Source organism: Clostridioides sp. ES-S-0190-01 (assembly GCF_020658275.1).
Lineage (GTDB): Bacteria > Bacillota > Clostridia > Peptostreptococcales > Peptostreptococcaceae > Clostridioides.
This window is the reverse complement of the sequence record NZ_JACVWA010000044.1, coordinates 31,539-47,427: the sequence shown is the minus strand read 5'-3', so window position 1 is coordinate 47,427 and position 15,889 is coordinate 31,539. Positions and strand designations below refer to the sequence as shown.

At 27.0% G+C, this 15,889-nt stretch carries 18 protein-coding genes and 1 pseudogene; 16 read left to right on the top strand and 3 right to left on the bottom strand.

Annotated features, from left to right (window positions below; translation table 11 throughout):
• Window positions 1-4: 4 nt before the first annotated feature.
• The 15 genes and pseudogenes from IC214_RS17430 to IC214_RS17365 all read left to right on the top strand — a co-directional run bounded on the left by IC214_RS17430 (window position 5) and on the right by IC214_RS17365 (window position 12,721).
• A complete protein-coding gene (locus tag IC214_RS17430) occupies window positions 5-706 on the top strand; it encodes a sigma-70 family RNA polymerase sigma factor (RefSeq protein ID WP_227434686.1) in 702 nt (233 codons plus the stop codon).
• Window positions 707-721: 15 nt separating this feature from the next.
• Window positions 722-1,144: a flagellar protein gene (locus IC214_RS17425; RefSeq protein WP_227483432.1), complete on the top strand. Its 423-nt coding sequence runs from the start codon at window positions 722-724 to the stop codon at window positions 1,142-1,144.
• On the top strand, window positions 1,129-1,314 hold the full coding sequence (locus IC214_RS17420; RefSeq protein WP_227434688.1) for a flagellar protein: 186 nt from the start codon (window positions 1,129-1,131) through the stop codon (window positions 1,312-1,314). Before IC214_RS17425 ends, IC214_RS17420 begins: the two co-directional genes overlap by 16 nt.
• Window positions 1,315-1,354: 40 nt before the next feature.
• Window positions 1,355-2,128 carry a flagellar hook-basal body complex protein gene (locus tag IC214_RS21245; protein WP_227834866.1) on the top strand — a complete coding sequence of 258 codons (774 nt, stop codon included), beginning with the start codon at window positions 1,355-1,357 and terminating at the stop codon, window positions 2,126-2,128.
• Between the two features lie 20 nt (window positions 2,129-2,148).
• On the top strand, window positions 2,149-2,910 hold the full coding sequence (locus tag IC214_RS17410) for a flagellar hook-basal body complex protein (protein WP_227434690.1): 762 nt from the start codon (window positions 2,149-2,151) through the stop codon (window positions 2,908-2,910).
• 22 nt (window positions 2,911-2,932) lie between these two features.
• Window positions 2,933-3,814, top strand: coding sequence for a FliM/FliN family flagellar motor switch protein (locus IC214_RS17405; RefSeq protein WP_227434691.1), 882 nt, complete (start codon window positions 2,933-2,935; stop codon window positions 3,812-3,814).
• A 2-nt stretch (window positions 3,815-3,816) separates the two neighbouring features.
• Entirely contained in the window at window positions 3,817-4,191 is a 375-nt protein-coding gene (locus IC214_RS17400) for a FliM/FliN family flagellar motor switch protein (protein WP_413926673.1), read from the top strand.
• A 31-nt stretch (window positions 4,192-4,222) separates the two neighbouring features.
• Window positions 4,223-5,593 (top strand): tetratricopeptide repeat protein, encoded by a 1,371-nt coding sequence (locus IC214_RS21240; RefSeq protein WP_227834865.1) that lies wholly within the window; start codon window positions 4,223-4,225, stop codon window positions 5,591-5,593.
• A 113-nt stretch (window positions 5,594-5,706) separates the two neighbouring features.
• On the top strand, window positions 5,707-7,647 hold the full coding sequence (htpG, locus tag IC214_RS17390) for a molecular chaperone HtpG (RefSeq protein ID WP_227834864.1): 1,941 nt from the start codon (window positions 5,707-5,709) through the stop codon (window positions 7,645-7,647).
• A gap of 307 nt (window positions 7,648-7,954) precedes the next feature.
• A complete protein-coding gene (locus IC214_RS17385; RefSeq protein WP_227834863.1) occupies window positions 7,955-9,085 on the top strand; it encodes an iron-containing alcohol dehydrogenase in 1,131 nt (376 codons plus the stop codon).
• Between the two features lie 211 nt (window positions 9,086-9,296).
• On the top strand, window positions 9,297-10,319 hold the full coding sequence (splB, locus tag IC214_RS17380) for a spore photoproduct lyase (RefSeq protein WP_227866854.1): 1,023 nt from the start codon (window positions 9,297-9,299) through the stop codon (window positions 10,317-10,319).
• 312 nt (window positions 10,320-10,631) lie between these two features.
• The gene (locus tag IC214_RS17375) at window positions 10,632-11,543 is read left to right on the top strand and encodes a helix-turn-helix domain-containing protein (RefSeq protein WP_227866853.1); all 912 of its coding nucleotides are present in this window, start codon (window positions 10,632-10,634) and stop codon (window positions 11,541-11,543) included.
• Between the two features lie 14 nt (window positions 11,544-11,557).
• Window positions 11,558-11,974 carry a DUF3788 domain-containing protein gene (locus IC214_RS17370; protein WP_227866852.1) on the top strand — a complete coding sequence of 139 codons (417 nt, stop codon included), beginning with the start codon at window positions 11,558-11,560 and terminating at the stop codon, window positions 11,972-11,974.
• A gap of 363 nt (window positions 11,975-12,337) precedes the next feature.
• A pseudogene (locus tag IC214_RS21235) lies at window positions 12,338-12,394 on the top strand (hypothetical protein); the annotation flags it as partial.
• A 42-nt stretch (window positions 12,395-12,436) separates the two neighbouring features.
• A complete protein-coding gene (locus IC214_RS17365) occupies window positions 12,437-12,721 on the top strand; it encodes a DDE-type integrase/transposase/recombinase (RefSeq protein WP_413926677.1) in 285 nt (94 codons plus the stop codon).
• Between the two features lie 432 nt (window positions 12,722-13,153).
• Here the strand turns inward: IC214_RS17365 and IC214_RS21230 are convergent, their stop codons facing one another.
• The 3 genes from IC214_RS21230 to IC214_RS17350 all read right to left on the bottom strand — a co-directional run bounded on the left by IC214_RS21230 (window position 13,154) and on the right by IC214_RS17350 (window position 15,276).
• Window positions 13,154-13,339 (bottom strand): hypothetical protein, encoded by a 186-nt coding sequence (locus IC214_RS21230; RefSeq protein WP_413926676.1) that lies wholly within the window; start codon window positions 13,337-13,339, stop codon window positions 13,154-13,156.
• Window positions 13,340-13,748: 409 nt separating this feature from the next.
• Window positions 13,749-14,729, bottom strand: coding sequence for a CPBP family intramembrane glutamic endopeptidase (locus IC214_RS17355; protein WP_227866850.1), 981 nt, complete (start codon window positions 14,727-14,729; stop codon window positions 13,749-13,751).
• Between the two features lie 154 nt (window positions 14,730-14,883).
• On the bottom strand, window positions 14,884-15,276 hold the full coding sequence (locus IC214_RS17350) for a winged helix-turn-helix transcriptional regulator (RefSeq protein ID WP_227834858.1): 393 nt from the start codon (window positions 15,274-15,276) through the stop codon (window positions 14,884-14,886).
• 141 nt (window positions 15,277-15,417) lie between these two features.
• Here IC214_RS17350 and IC214_RS17345 point away from each other — a divergent pair, with 141 nt between their 5' ends.
• Window positions 15,418-15,813, top strand: coding sequence for a pyridoxamine 5'-phosphate oxidase family protein (locus IC214_RS17345; protein WP_227834857.1), 396 nt, complete (start codon window positions 15,418-15,420; stop codon window positions 15,811-15,813).
• Window positions 15,814-15,889: the final 76 nt, after the last annotated feature.

Here is a 15,889-nt window from a genome sequence, read left to right as displayed (position 1 = left end):
GTTAATGAATAGAGAAGAATTAATAAAAGAGAATATGCCTCTTGTAAAGAGTATAGCAAGAAAATTTTTTATACCTGGGAAAGGCTTTGAATATCAAGATTTAGTAAATAGTGGAGTTATTGGATTGATTGATGCAATAAATAAGTTTGATGTTGAAAAAGGAGCAAAATTTTCTAGTTACTCTTATATAAAAATAAAATCAGCTATATTAGATGAAATTAGAAATCAAAGTCCAATCTCTAAGCATAATTTAACTAAAGTAAATAAATATAATAGAGTAGTAGAAAAATTGCAGGCTGAGTTATTAAGAGAGCCAACTTCATATGAAATTGCGAATGAATTAAATATTTCAGAAAAGGAACTTTATGATATCGAAAATAATATAGACATGCTAAATATTGTATCATTAAACCATGTAATCTTTGAAGATACAAATGAAACTGTACAAGATACAATAAGTGACAGAGATGAAGATATTCCAGCAAATGTAATAGAGGAAGAAGAAAAACTAGAAATTTTATCTCAAGCAATTTGTAATTTAAAGGAAAAGGAAAAATTAATACTTTCACTGTACTATTATGAAGATTTAAATCTAAAGGAAATAGGAAAAGTGCTAGGTGTTTCAGAATCAAGAGTTTCACAACTCCACAGAAAATCAATAAGAAACTTGAGAAGCAAAATAAAAGAACTTAAATATTCTATATAGATGGTGATTGATGTGATGATACAAATTATATTAATAGTAGTGTCTATTTTGATAATAGTAACTATAATAGCAAATTTACATAAGGAATCGAAAAACAAAGATAACAGGTACTTTGACAAAATATTTGAACAGGAATATGAGGCAAATGATAGATTGATAGTTGCAGAAAAAAGAAGATTCTTTTTAGATAAAGTACTTGCTGAAATAAGAAGTAATAATCATATAAAAGTTTATGAAAATTATAACTTAATAAAAACTAATGAAGAAAAAAAAGACAGTATCTTTATAGAATCAAGACAGGAAATAAAACAAGAAAATGAGCTATCTCTTAAAGTGAAACATCTTATAAATTCTGGTTATGATGATGTGGAAATATGCAAGATGCTACATATTGGAAAGGGTGAGCTGTCATTAATAAAGAGTTGTTACAAAATATAAGAATATTATTATTTGATAAAAAAGTACTTTTAGGAATAGGAATTGGTATATTAATATCGACTTTATGTATAATGCTTTTTAGTAATAATGATATGAGCAAAGCAGAGATAGAAAAAAAGGCCAGAGCATTAGGGATGAAATATTCAAGTGAGATGAAAGTTTTAGAATAAATAATCTTGTTAAACAATTTACGAAAAAGGAGGTCATAATGTGATAAGAGGATTATATACAGCAGTTTCGGCTATGATAACAAATCAACAAAAGCAAAATGTTGTTGTCAATAACCTAGCCAATATGGACACTAATGGATATAAAAGTAAACAGCTTTTAACCAAGAGTTTTGATTCATTGAAATTAGAAGCTTACAATAACTACGCAAATGGAACTAAACAAAAGCAAGAGATAGGTGAAATAAGTCCAGGTATTTCCATGGATGAAACTATTACAAATTTTAACCAAGGTCCTATAAAGCAGACTGATAATAAAATGGATGTAGCTATTCAAGGTAAGGGGTTCTTTTTGGTTAGTGATGCAGCTGGGAATCAGTTTTATACTAGAAATGGTAATTTTAGGACAGATAATCAAGGAGACCTTATAACTAGTGAAGGATACTATGTTCTTGGAACAAATACTGTAACTGGTGCTGTGGGTCATATAAATGTAGGAAATAAGAAATTTGAAGTAGCAAATGATAATACAATATCACTGGACGGAAATGCTATGTACAAATTTAATATGGTAGATTTTAATGACTATAATAAGCTAAAAAAAGAAGGCGATAACCTGTATTCTGGAGAAGGAGCTATAAAAGCAAATAATGCATATACAATACAAAATGCTATAGAGTCATCTAATGTAGATATGGTATCTGAAATCAATAATATGATGACAATTTCAAGAGAATATGAAGCAAATCAAAAGATAATTCAAGCTATGGATTCTAAATTAGCAAAAATAGCAAGCGAGATTGGTTCAGTAAGATAGATAATAGGAGGTGAATTTTTATGTACACAATGTTTTATACTAGTAAAACAGCTTTATCAGCAAATCAAAGTAAACTAGATATAATATCTAATAATATAGCAAATACTGATTCCACAGGATATAAAAAGCTAAATATGGAATATTCTGATTTAGTAGATGAAGTACTAAATAGACCATCTTACCCGACAAATGGTAAAGACATATCAACTGGAACTGGCTCTAAAGCCTCAGCTCCTATGAGAAATTATGAACAAGGAGCATTAGCTCCAACAAATAGTAAAAGTGATTTGGCAATAGATGGAGAAGGATTCTTTAGAGTCATAAGAAATGATGGGACATATGCATATACAAGAAATGGTGGATTTAATGTAGATGCTTTAGGTAAGATTGTAGATGATAGTGGAAATATACTAGATGTCCAATTTGATGCAGGTTATAACTACAATAATACAAATATAACTGATACAAACTTAACCGTTTCAAGAAATGGAGATTTATTTGTAGATAATAAAAAAATAGGAACGATAAATTTGTATGAGCCTACAGGAACTCAAAATTTTATATCTGAAGGAGATAGCCTATTTGTTGCAACTGATGCAGGAGAAGTCAAACAAGTTGGAAAAGTTGATATAGTTCAAGGCTACAGAGAAAGGTCAAATGTTTCTTTACAAGAAGAATTTGTTGATTTAATAGCTACTCAAAGAGCATTTCAAATGAATTCAAAAGGAATAAAGACAGCTGATGAAATGTGGCAAATAGCTAATAATTTAAGAGCTAAATAATTATGTAAGGTGAGGAATATTCATGTATGATATGAAAGATTATGATTTCGGCAAACCTCAGAGTTATTCAAGAGAAAATTTAACTTGCTTAAATTTTTTATTAGCTGAATTCTGTAAAAAATATAAAAACTATATAGTTTATGAACTTAAGTGTAATTCTAGTATGGTGGTTGAGAATATAGACCAAGTAAATTATCAAACTTTTTTAGATAAAGTGACATCTTCGTGTTTAGTAGTACAAAATTCGATGGAACCTATTATGAAAAACTTTTCTTTTAGAATAGATAGAAGTGTAGCTGATATGTGGATTGATATAACATCTGGAGGAAATGGAGTTACAATAGATACTAACAGAGAACTTACAGAACTTGATAAGAAATTACTTTTACATCTTATGGAGGATTTAGTAAGAAATATGCATTTATTTGAAGGCTTTGAAAACATACAAGTGTTAGATACACATACACATATTAATTTACCACAATTGTGTTCACCAACTGCACCTGTATGTGTTGTAGATTTAAAAGTGCTAAATGATAATAAGCATATTGGTAATGTTTCACTTTGTTTCCCATACAATGCTTTAGAGGCCGTTTTGGAAAATATTTCTGTAGTAGAATTTTTAGATATGGATGCAGGGGATAATTCAGAGGAATTCACTAAGAAAATCTATGATAGTGTATCTAATATAGAATTATCAGTTATTGCAGAGATAGGTAAAGTATCAATTAATGTTGAGGATTTACTTAAACTAGAAGTTGGAGATGTAATAGTAACAAATAAAAAGATAAATGATTATATAGATGTATATGTAGAAAATTCAAAATCATACACAGCAACACCAGGATTTATATCAAGTAAAAAGGGTGTGAAAATAAATGATGCTGTCAAAAAAGAGGTGTAGTTATGGATAATAGTAATCTTATTTCAGATGAAGAAGCAAAAATGTTACTGAATGATAAAATTGAAAAAGAAATTAGTGGAGATGATGAATTAGCTTTAGAAATTTCTGAAACTAATAGAAATAATATAGATAGAATACTTGACCTTAAGTTAGAGTTATCTGTAGTTATAGGAAGAACTAAGATGAGTTTGAGAGATATTTTAAATCTAAATAAAGGTTCTCTTATTGAACTTGATACTTTAGCAGACCAAGATGTAGAAATACTAATAGACAATAAAGTACTGGCTTATGGAAAAGTGGTAGTGGTAGACTTAAACTTTGGTGTAAAAGTAACAAGTATAGTAAGTGAAGAGGACATGGTAAAATCTCTTGTTTAGAAACAAAATCAATTAATACTTATGGCATGAGGTGGTATTTATTTTAAACTTAAATGATGTAAAGAAAGATATATTAAAACTCAATAAAAAAGACTCATGTGTTCTATATAATGAATCTATCGATAATATAAATAATAATTGTATATCAAGTGGATTAAACTTTTTAAAAGAAGCAAGAGATTTAAGCCCAAATGATGTAGATATTTTAAATCTTATAGGTCTTGTAAACCTACTAAAATGTAATTTTGATGAGGCTGTAGAAAGTTTCTATAAGAGTTCCCTTTGCGAAAAAACTGCTCTGTGTGAAAAGTATATAAATATGCTTACATCTGAGGAGTTTTTAATTTTCTTTGAAAAATATAATCAGCTTATAAGATTCATAAATAAAGGAATGTACAAAGAAGCTATACAAGGTTTTAAATTTATAACTGAGCAATATAGTGACTTAATAGAGCCTTATGAGTTACTTGCTTTGATTTATGATAAAGAAGAAGATTACATAAAATTTGATGAATGTTTAGAAGTTTTAAAAAGAATTGATAAAGAAAATCATTTATTAAACCAAGAGAATAATATATTAGATACATATAATAAAAAAATTAAAAGTAATGCAGACGTAGATATTTATGAAAGTGAATTTTCACATAAAAATATTAAACACTCTAAATTTGATGGAACTAAAGATGTTGTTAAGAAAGATAATATAACAGAAAAACAGAAAAACTTAGCTTCTAATGAGAAAAAAAATATTAAAAAAAATAAATATCTACATTTAGCAATAATATTAGGTATATTATTAATAGGACAAAATATATATAGCTCTTATAAGATGAATAATTTAAAAAATCAGATGTCTGAAAACACTAGTGTTAAAAATGAAGAAAAATTAAATTCTAGCTTAAATGATAAAGAAAATAAGGATAAGACTTCTAATGCAAATAATAATGATAGAGGTAATGACAAAGAAGATGTAAATTCTGAAAAAAATACTGTAGACAATGAAAGTGATAAAAATACTGATTTATTTACAGAAGATGAATTGATGTCTAAAGCGAATAATTTAAAGAAGGAAAAGAAAACCAAGTCGTCTATACAATTATATAAAGAGGTAGTAGATACTGGTGAAAATAAAGGCAATATATCAGAGGCAACTTATCAAGTAGCTATTCTTAGTGAAAAATTAAAAGACTATAATACTGCTGAAGAATATTATAAAATGTATGTAGAAAATTACTCAGAAGAAGATGCCTATTTTGATGAATCGTATTATAATTTAGGTATGATGTATTATAATAAAGGTGATTTAAAAAACTCTAAATTGACATTAAAAAAACTAGCTAATAAGGTTCCTAATAGTATGTATAATAACTCAAAGGTAAAGGAAATTTTAAAAGAGGAATAAAAAAATAACTAAGAAAAATAAATTATTTTATTTTAAAATAATTTATTTATAATATATTGACATACTATTTTAAAAAATTTAAAATAGTAATTATAAAATGAGGAGGGATAAAAATGGAGTTTGAAAAAGGAAGTATTTCAATTCATACAGAAAATATTTTTCCTATAATTAAAAAATGGTTATATTCTGATAAGGACATATTTATAAGGGAGCTTATCAGTAATGCATGTGATGCAGTAAGTAAACACAAAAGACTTATATCATTAGGAGAAATATCAGAAAATAATCCATCAGATTATAAAATTACTGTATCTGTAAATAAAGGTGAGGGTACACTTAAATTTATTGATAATGGAATAGGTATGACTGAGGAAGAAATAAAAAAATACATAAACCAAGTTGCCTTTTCAGGTGCAGAAGATTTCTTTAATAAATATAAGGATAAAATGGAAGAGTCAAATGACATAATAGGTCATTTTGGGTTAGGATTTTATTCTGCATTTATGGTGTCTAAAAAAGTACAAATAGATACACTTTCATATATGGAAGGAGCAACTCCTGTAAGATGGATATCTGAAGGTGGTACAGAATATGAAATATCTGAATCAGATAGTAGACATGACAGAGGAACTACGATAACACTATTTATTGATGATGATAGTAAGGAATTTTTAGATGAATTTACTGTAAGAGGAATAATAAACAAATACTGTTCTTTCCTACCAGTAGAGATATATTTAGAAGATGTTGAAAGATTAGAAAGAGAAGCTAAGGAAGATGAAGAAAAAGCTAAAAAGCAAAAAGAAGATGGAAAAGAAGAAGAAGTTATAGATGCAAAGGTAATTGAACCATTAAATGATACTAATCCTTTATGGCTTAAATCTCCAAAGGATTGTACTGATGATGAGTATAAAGAGTTTTATAGAAAAGTATTCAATGTATTTGATGAACCTTTGTTTTGGATACATCTAAATGTTGATTATCCTTTCAATTTAAAGGGTATACTTTATTTCCCTAAATTAAAAAATGAATTTGAATTGACAGAAGGAAAAGTAAAATTATATAACAATCAGGTCTTTGTAGCTGACAACATAAAAGAAGTTATACCAGAGTTTTTACTTTTATTAAAAGGTGTAATAGATTGCCCAGATTTACCACTAAATGTATCAAGAAGCTTCTTACAAAATGATAGAGATGTAAGTAAAATTTCTAAACATATAATTAAAAAAGTAGCAGATAAGTTAAAATCTCTTTGTAAAAATCAAAGGGAAGAATACAACAAGTTTTGGGATGATATACAAATATTCATTAAATATGGTTGTTTAAAAGATGAGAGCTTCTATGAAAAAGTGAAAGAATGTATATTATTTAAAACTATTGATGATGAGTATATAACACTTCAAGATTATTTAGAAAAATGTAAAGAAAAACATGAAAATAAAGTATTCTATGTAAGTGATAAAGAGCAACAATCACAATATATAAAATTATTTAAGGAATATGACCTAAATGCTGTGGTATTAAATTCATCAATAGATACTCATTTTATTTCATTTATGGAATACAAAGAAAATGGTGTTAAATTCAACAGAATAGATGCAGACCTTTCTGATGTATTAAAAGACAAAAATGAAAATAAAGATAGTGAAGAAAATAAAGAAGAGATAGCTAAGATAGAAGGGTTATTTAAAGAAGCTGTCGGAGAAAGAGTGAAAAATTATTCTGTAGAGGGATTAAAAAACGAAGAAACTCCAGCTATGATTTTAGTATCTGAACAATCTATTAGAATGGCAGAAATGCAGTCAAGATTTGCTGGAATGGATTTAGGAATGAGCTTTGAGGAAGAAAAGACTCTTGTAATAAATGAAAACAGCCCGATTATCAAAAAATTAGTTTCTCTTAAAGATGATGAAGAAAAGAAAGATAAAGTAGCACTTATATGTAATCAAATAGCTGATTTAGCTTTACTTTCTAATAAAGAATTAAAGCCAGGAGAATTAGATTCATTTGTACAAAGAAGTAATAAACTTATGAATATGTTAATAGAGTTATAGACTTAAAATATAGGAAAATAAAGTTTAAAAAATTTGTATGATACAAAAATGAAAAGAGTTGTCTTAAGATGATTGAAATTATCTTTAGATAACTCTTTTTTATTTTTATAATTTTTAGTTAAGTTTTAATCATTTAACGGTACTTCAGCAAGAAATATATTTGATTAAATAGAGTTAACTTGATATGAAATAAAATAATACATATAATTAAGTAAAAGATTATTTTATAAATTATGTTTCAATACATAATTATACTTTTATTAAAAAATAAAGTTATTACTAAAGTAGAAAAATAGGAGGTTTTAGCATGAATTTTAATTATAGTTTGCCAGTAAATATTTTATTTGGAAGAGGAAGAATTAATGATGTAGGAATAGAAGTATCTAAATATGGTAAAAAAGTATTAATTGTAACTGGGAAAAACAGTACAAAGAAAACAGGGTTACTTGATAAGACAATAGATTTGCTAAAAGGTGCTAAAGTAGAATATGAAGTTTTTGATAGAGTAGAGCAAAATCCTCTTATAACTACTATATATGCAGGCGTAGAAGCTATAAAAGAAACTGGTTGTGATTGTGTTTTAGGTCTTGGTGGTGGAAGTATAATGGATGCAGCTAAAAGTATAGCTTTTTCTTATAAAAATCCAGGTGATTTAAATGATTACATATTTGGAATTAAACAAGGTGAAGAGGCCCTACCTATAGTTTTAGTTCCAACAACATCAGGCACAGGTAGTGAAGGGAATTGTTTTGCAGTGCTTACAAATTCAGATACTAAAGATAAAAAATCTATAAAAAAGAATAGCATGTATGCAAAAGCCTCAATAATTGACCCAGAGCTTATGGTAACAATGCCAAAACATATAATTGCATCAGTTGGATTTGATGCACTTGCTCACAACATAGAAGCATATCTTTCTAATGGAAGAAATCCTCTTTCAGATGTACAGGCTATCTATGGGATTGAACTTATATCAGAAAGCTTAGTAAATGTATACAATAATTCTGATGATTTAGAAGCTTGGGAGAAAATAACACTTGCAAGCACTATTGGTGGGATGACAATTGGTACAGCTGGAACAACTCTTCAACATGGAATGGAGCATCCTGTAAGTGGTCTTAGAGATGTAATGCATGGAAAAGGGCTTGCAGCTTTAACACCAACTATTGTAGAAAGTTCATGGGATAGTGATATTGAAAGGTTTGGAAATATATCAAAACTATTGGGTGGAACTTGTGCAGAAGATTGTTCAGGTGCAGTTAAAAATTTCCTTAAAAAGATAGATTTAGATATAAAGCTAAGTGACTTAGGTATTGTAAAATCAGATATTGATTGGTTAACTGATAACTGTATGAAAATATCTGCTGCAAATATTAAGAGACATCCAAAGACTTTTAATAAGGAACAAATAAGAGAAATATACTATAAATCTTTGTAAATTAAATTTATAAATTAAATTTTAGATAAAAATTGGTTGTGTTAGTTGTTATAAGTAAATAAACTTGTAATTAGTTAATGCAAAAAAATAAATTTATCTCAAATGTTTATTTTACTTTCTGATAAATAAAGAAACTTAAAAAGGGGAAGATTAACTAAGTAATATTTTATAAAAATCTTCATTTTAAAAACTTTAAGTAGAGGTGAAATAAATGTTTAATCCTAAAAGAATAATATTTGAAAAAGGTAGCTTAGATACTGATATTGGGAAAAACATATATGATAAATTTAAGGATAAAAAAGATGTAGAAATAATTAAGATATCATCAAATAGGGTTAAGGAACATATCCCAGGAGAAAATCTATATGAACAATATAGAAATGGAAAACAAACAATGGTAGTTGGCACTAGGAAAAGCTTGAAATTTCAAACATGTAAACCTTCTGCTAATTATCAACTACCACTTGTCAGTGGATGTATGGGAAGATGTGAATATTGTTATTTAAACACACAACTAGGTGATAAACCCTTTATAAGGGTGTTTGTAAATATAGATGAGATACTTGAACAAACAAAGAAGTATATTGAAGATAGAAAACCACAAGTAACCATATTTGAAGGAGCAGCTACATCAGACCCTGTTCCAGTAGAGCCATATACCAATTCATTGAAAAAGACAATAGAGTTTTTTGGAAGAGAAGAAAAAGGAAGATTTAGATTTGTTACTAAATACAGTGATGTAGATAGCTTGTTGGATGCTGAGCATAATAACCATACAGAGATAAGATTTAGCATAAATACACCTAGAATTATAGATGGACATGAGCATTATACAGCTTCTGCAAAGAAAAGAATAGAATCAGCTGTAAAGCTTGCAAAAGTTGGATATCAGATTGGATTTATAATAGCTCCTGTGTTTTTATATGAAGGTTGGGAAGAGGAGTATAGAAGTCTGATTAGAAGTATAAAAGAAGCTCTTCCAAAAGATTTTGATAGAAAAATTATATTTGAAGTTATATCTCATAGATATACAACTAAAGCTAAAAATAGAATATTAGAAATTTATCCAGACACATTATTGCCAATGGAAAATGATGATAGAAAGTTTAAATATGGTCAATTTGGATATGGAAAATATGTATATACTAAAGAGCAGTTGGATGATATGAAGGAATTTTTTAGTAAAGAAATAAATACAGTGTTTAAAAACAATTTAATAAAATATATAATATAGCAAATCTTCAAATAAGATTTGCTATATTTTATTTTTACTGCAATACTTTATGTTTACAATAAAATATTGTAATTGTCATATAGCCTATTATTAATATTACAATATTTAACATAGAGTAGAGAACTAATAACCACTTATGATATTACTTAGAAGTGGGAGAATACTTGTCTAAAGACAAGTTAAATAAGTTTAAATAATCTTGTTGGTAAGTATTGTAAAGATTAAAAAAGGCACTGTATATCAAGAAGAATTTTTATGATTTTGATAATATAAATATAGAAGCTTAAGATAACTATAAGGAGGAATTATAATATGCATGCATGGGAATCCATTCAAACTACACTAGAATTGATAGAAGAAAGGTTATCAGAAGAAATATCTATTGATGATTTAGCAAATGCAGCTAATTTATCACCATTTTATTATCAACGATTATTTAAAAGGTTAGTTAATAAGACCGTAATGGAATATATAAAGCTTCGTCGCCTTGCAAAAGCTTCTGAACATTTAGCAGAACATAAGAATCGTATACTTGATGTAGCCTTAAATTTTGGATTTGAAAGTCATGAGACATTTACACGTGCTTTTAAAAAAGCATATGGATTAACTCCAGAGGAATATAGAGCAAATCCAGTAAAACTTAATCAATTTGTTAAGCCAGAATTAATTTTAAATTATATTATGGTTGATGAAGGTGTGCCACTGATTGCCGATGATATAGTAATTGAAGTAACTCGCAGAAGATTGAGTAACCCAAGGACTTTTATTGGAATAGAAAAAGAAATACCTATTTGCCAGTTGATGGGTGGTGAGACAACTGGCATAGCGATAGCAAAGGAATTATGGATGAAACTTGGAAGTCAAAAACACAATATACCAAATAAAATTCCAGGTGGAAATGAATTTGATGCTCTTTATATGGGAAGTGCAAAAGAAGGTAATTGTATGTATATGGCAGGTATAGAAGTGGAGCCAGGTACATTAGTGGAAGGATATAGTATTTTTGAGTTACCTGCTAAAGAATATTTAGTGTGTGGATTTGAAGCAGAAAATTTTAATGAGTTAGTTGATTCAGCTGTTTTTAAAGCGGATAAGTTTATGGAAAGATGGATGAAGAATCATAATTTAATAGCCACTGATTTTGCGATTGAAATGTATTATCCTACTACACCTGAAGTGGCATATATGGAACATTGGACTATTCCAGTGTCTATTGAACAATAGAAAGGGTGATGAATATGGATTGGCAAGATATGTTTTTTCAAGATAATAAACCAACACCTGAACAAATCAAAGCGTTTATTAATAGTCCATTATGGGACAATCTAAATAATGCTTTGACTTCAACTTATGATGTAGAGCCTAAGCTTGGATATAGTAAATGTTCAATGCAAAGAGGTTGGAATGTAAAATACAAAAAAAGAGGTAAATCATTATGTACTTTATATCCACAAGAAGGTTCTTTTAAAGCTTTAGTCATTGTAAATGAAAGTAATAGAGTTGAGGTTGACTTATTTATTAACACTTGTTGTGATTATATAAAGCAATTGTATAATGAGATAAAATTCTTTAATGGAAGTAAGTGGTTAATGATTCAAATAGATAGTATGTCAGCATTAAATGACACACTTGAGCTTATTAAATTTAGAGTTTAATATATAAAACAGGGTGACTTATATACTCATCCTGTTTTTATATATTAACTTTTAAAAAATATTTAAAATATAATATGGTAGATACACCATTTCAAATTCTTAATTATTTTTCTAAGCAATATAGTTTTAATTTTATCATCTATTAATTGTAATATTGAAATTATTTAGTTTTTTATAAAATTATAATTTAAACTAAAAATTTTTGTAAACATACTATAAATGGCTCAATCTATATAAAAGTAATTTAGAACTTGAAAACATTAAATTAGCAGCTTTGATAACTAAGATATATGAAGAAAAGAATGGGTTTTTTTGGCTCTTTAAGGATGACTCTGCAGTTTAAACTGAGAGTATAAACTTAATGTCAATCACAAGAGAGTGTACAGACTAATGAGAGGCGTAGGTTTAAGGTCTGTTTGTAGAAAAAAGAAATTCAGTTATGTTAAATGTACACCAGAAGTAATCGCTGGAAATGTATTAAGTAGAAAATTTAGTGCAGATAAAACCTATCAAAAATGGTTAACAGATGTAACTGAATTTAAATTAACCAATGGGACGAAGGCCTATTTAAGTGCAATTCTAGATTTAGGCGATAGAAGTATAATTTCATATGTTATTGGAAAATCAAATAACAATAACTTGGTGTTCGAAACTTTTGATAAAGCAATAGAACTATATCCAAATGCAAAACCTATTTTTATATGGTTTAACTGTATAAAACAGTGGGTACAGTTCACGAAAGAGTAGCTTTAGTTTTGAACTAAAAGTTAAGTTCAAAAAAAATAATCAATAATTTCTGGACTATACTCTACAGCGATAAAGTATAGTCCTTCTTGCTTTTCATTACACCACAAAATGTGGATTTGATACAAATTTATATCTTTTTATTAATTCTTAGTATGTTTTTTTAAATGAATTAGTTTTTTAAGCATTGATATTGAATTTCCTTCATTGGTTGTTATATTAGATTTCTTGATTTTATTGTTATCTCCTATACTTATACTATTATCATATAGCTTAACTTGAATATATTGAATTATATTTTCTGGCTCTTTTCCATTTGTTTCTGATATATCAATATCGAGGTCATATAAATTTCCAAATTTTTTTTCAATAAGTAATAGTATATCTAAAATATTTACTTTTACTTTTGATATTATATCATTAACATCAGTTAAATCAATATTTACTGTAGCCTTTATATGTGTACCAGGTTTTTGTAATAAGTGATAATGTTCTGTATTTAGGAAGGCTATCGTCTTTATTGTATCCAGATAATTCTTTTGTTGCCCAGTTGATTGAGATTTCATCATTTGAGCAATGTAAAATAACGACTAGATTTTGAAGAACTACTTCTATATCCATATTTAAATTTATGAAGTCCTTTATTAGATTGATTTTTGCCAATTTAACTGTTCTATATAAATTAAACTAAGAAATTATTTTACTTAAAATAAAGTAAGATATGTATTATTTTTATTATACCATAAAACATAAAATGGATATTTTTAGATTGATATAAATATATAATAATCTGTTTTAGATAAGAATGAACTAAAAATTAAATGTAGAAATATTATTTTAAAAACCACTTTTTTACATCTAATGAAAAGTGGTTTTTAAAATGAGTAAATTATTAAAATTTACATAAAAAGTAATTTTATTTTACTTAATACCATAAGGACTATTCTTCTATATATTAAAACAGGTATTTTATCAATATTATGGACAAATATAAAAAGCCTCTATGTCTAGAGATTTATGTATTTATAGACTAGTTAGAACTTTCATCATAGTTATTAGTTTTGTACTCTCTAGTAAATAAGAATGGTAAAAACAATATAGCATCAACTAGAATACTCCATAATAGTGATTCTAATGTAAATATAGACTCAATACTTCCTCCAAGTATAATAGAAACAGTGTTATTTACTAAGTGGATTAATATTGGCGCCCAAAGGTTTTTGGTCTTCATATAGGTATATCCTAAAAATATTCCTATAAAGGTACAATATGCTATCTGAGAAATAACACAATAAAATGGGGTTTCGGGACTGTACAAAGTGACACAAAGAGGCAAATGCCAAATTCCCCATATAAAACCTAAAATTAATACACCAAATTTTTTGCCATAAATCTTTTGTAGTCTAGGTTGAAGAAAGTATCTCCATCCAAATTCTTCTCCAAAAAATAAATTAAAACCAAAACATAAATTTATAATTATATTTATAAATACTGTGACAAATTTATTTACAACATTAATTGATAAACTTTCTTTATCAATAATATTTCTAACTATAATTAATATCAAGAATATTAATAGAATGCCTAAAACTTTTTTGAAATTTTTACTTAAAGATAAATTTAAAACTTCAAATTGAAATTCATTGTAAAGAACAACCGCTAAAAGATAAAAAGATGTTAATGTATCTATTGTTGAAGAAATAATACTACTATGGATTAAAAATGTTTCAGCTATAGATATTACTATTCTCACAATTGTAGTTATAGCAAAAAACTTTAAAAATTTATCCACTGTTGAATCAAACTTGTAATTAGAAACTTTTTTTAGGACAACAATTGCTGAAAATGCAGGAATATACATAAATAATACAGAGAAGCTTGATATAAGTTCACTATTATTTGGTTTTGATATTGACCAAAATAAAAATATTGATGTAAAAGCAATCAGTAAAAAATTTATTAATAAGAAATAGTTTATTTCTTTTTTTATTATCTTGATATTATTTGACATATTAATTCCCCTTATCTTAAATTTTAAAATTATATATAATAACAAATTTTATATAGAAATAAATATATGTAGCAAATATTGAAAACTAACAAAAATATTTTTATATATTATTAAAGAACTAAAAAAAAGTTTGTAATGATTGTATATTATATGATTAAGTTATTTTTCTGCATTCTTTACAATTAAGTCCGCATGTGTTTTTCTCCTGCATATTAATAGCGCCCCAATTAGCAAACTGTCGCAAAATAGGTACAATACTTTTACCTTTATCTGTTAATGTATATTCAACTTTTGGAGGAATTTCATTGTATTGTTTACGATGAACAATACCATCAGACTCTAAATCTTTTAATGATTGAGCTAGCATAGTATTTGTAATTCCATCTAATTTTCTTTTTATACTACTATACCTAATTGGATTATCAACTGCTAACATACATATAATAGGCAATTTCCACTTTCCACCAACAATATCTAATGCGTAACGTATAGGGCAAGTTAATCCTTCAGCATTTTCAGTTATATTATTTTTATTATCCAAACTCATTTTAATTCACTCCTCAATTCCAATAGTATCTTTTTTATACTTTATCAGAAAAAACTGCATACTTGTTTTTTTCTTATTTTATATTAAAATTATATCAAAGGATAATCCTTAATACAAGTATTTAAAAGGGGTGTAGTAATTATGAAAGTATTAGAATTTTTGAACAAAGCAGGAGTTTATTATTTAGCAACAGTTGATGAGAACAATCAAGCACATGTGCGTCCTCTAGGATTTGTTATGGAATATGATGGCAAACTTACATTTTGCACATCTAATCAAAAAGATATGTTTAAGCAACTTATTTTTAATCCAAAGGTTGAACTTTGCTGTATAGACCAAAAACTTAATACTCTACGTATTTTGGGTGAAGCAGTATTTGTTACATCAAAAGAAACACAAGCTAAGGCACTTGAAATAATGCCAAGTTTAGGTCAGATGTACTCTGTAGGAGACGGTAAGTTTGAAATATTCTCTATTGATAAGGCAAAAGTTAGTTGTTATTCAATGAGTGGTAAAAAGATTGATGTAGAGCTTTAATTATAATAGAATCGACATTCATATTGAAAATAAAGAAAACGATATTACTGAAATGTCGATAAATTTAACTTAAATT

Bases quoted from the DNA above. Each gene is read 5' to 3' on its own strand.
- IC214_RS17430 (WP_227434686.1), top strand. From the start codon at position 5: ATGAATAGAGAAGAATTAATAAAAGAGAATATGCCTCTTGTAAAGAGT.
- IC214_RS17425 (WP_227483432.1), top strand. From the start codon at position 722: ATGATACAAATTATATTAATAGTAGTGTCTATTTTGATAATAGTAACT.
- IC214_RS17410 (WP_227434690.1), top strand. From the start codon at position 2,149: ATGTACACAATGTTTTATACTAGTAAAACAGCTTTATCAGCAAATCAA.
- IC214_RS17405 (WP_227434691.1), top strand. From the start codon at position 2,933: ATGTATGATATGAAAGATTATGATTTCGGCAAACCTCAGAGTTATTCA.
- IC214_RS17400 (WP_413926673.1), top strand. From the start codon at position 3,817: ATGGATAATAGTAATCTTATTTCAGATGAAGAAGCAAAAATGTTACTG.
- htpG (WP_227834864.1), top strand. From the start codon at position 5,707: ATGGAGTTTGAAAAAGGAAGTATTTCAATTCATACAGAAAATATTTTT.
- IC214_RS17385 (WP_227834863.1), top strand. From the start codon at position 7,955: ATGAATTTTAATTATAGTTTGCCAGTAAATATTTTATTTGGAAGAGGA.
- splB (WP_227866854.1), top strand. From the start codon at position 9,297: ATGTTTAATCCTAAAAGAATAATATTTGAAAAAGGTAGCTTAGATACT.
- IC214_RS17375 (WP_227866853.1), top strand. From the start codon at position 10,632: ATGCATGCATGGGAATCCATTCAAACTACACTAGAATTGATAGAAGAA.
- IC214_RS17370 (WP_227866852.1), top strand. From the start codon at position 11,558: ATGGATTGGCAAGATATGTTTTTTCAAGATAATAAACCAACACCTGAA.
- IC214_RS21230 (WP_413926676.1), bottom strand. From the start codon at position 13,339: ATGGATATAGAAGTAGTTCTTCAAAATCTAGTCGTTATTTTACATTGC.
- IC214_RS17355 (WP_227866850.1), bottom strand. From the start codon at position 14,729: ATGTCAAATAATATCAAGATAATAAAAAAAGAAATAAACTATTTCTTA.
- IC214_RS17350 (WP_227834858.1), bottom strand. From the start codon at position 15,276: ATGAGTTTGGATAATAAAAATAATATAACTGAAAATGCTGAAGGATTA.
- IC214_RS17345 (WP_227834857.1), top strand. From the start codon at position 15,418: ATGAAAGTATTAGAATTTTTGAACAAAGCAGGAGTTTATTATTTAGCA.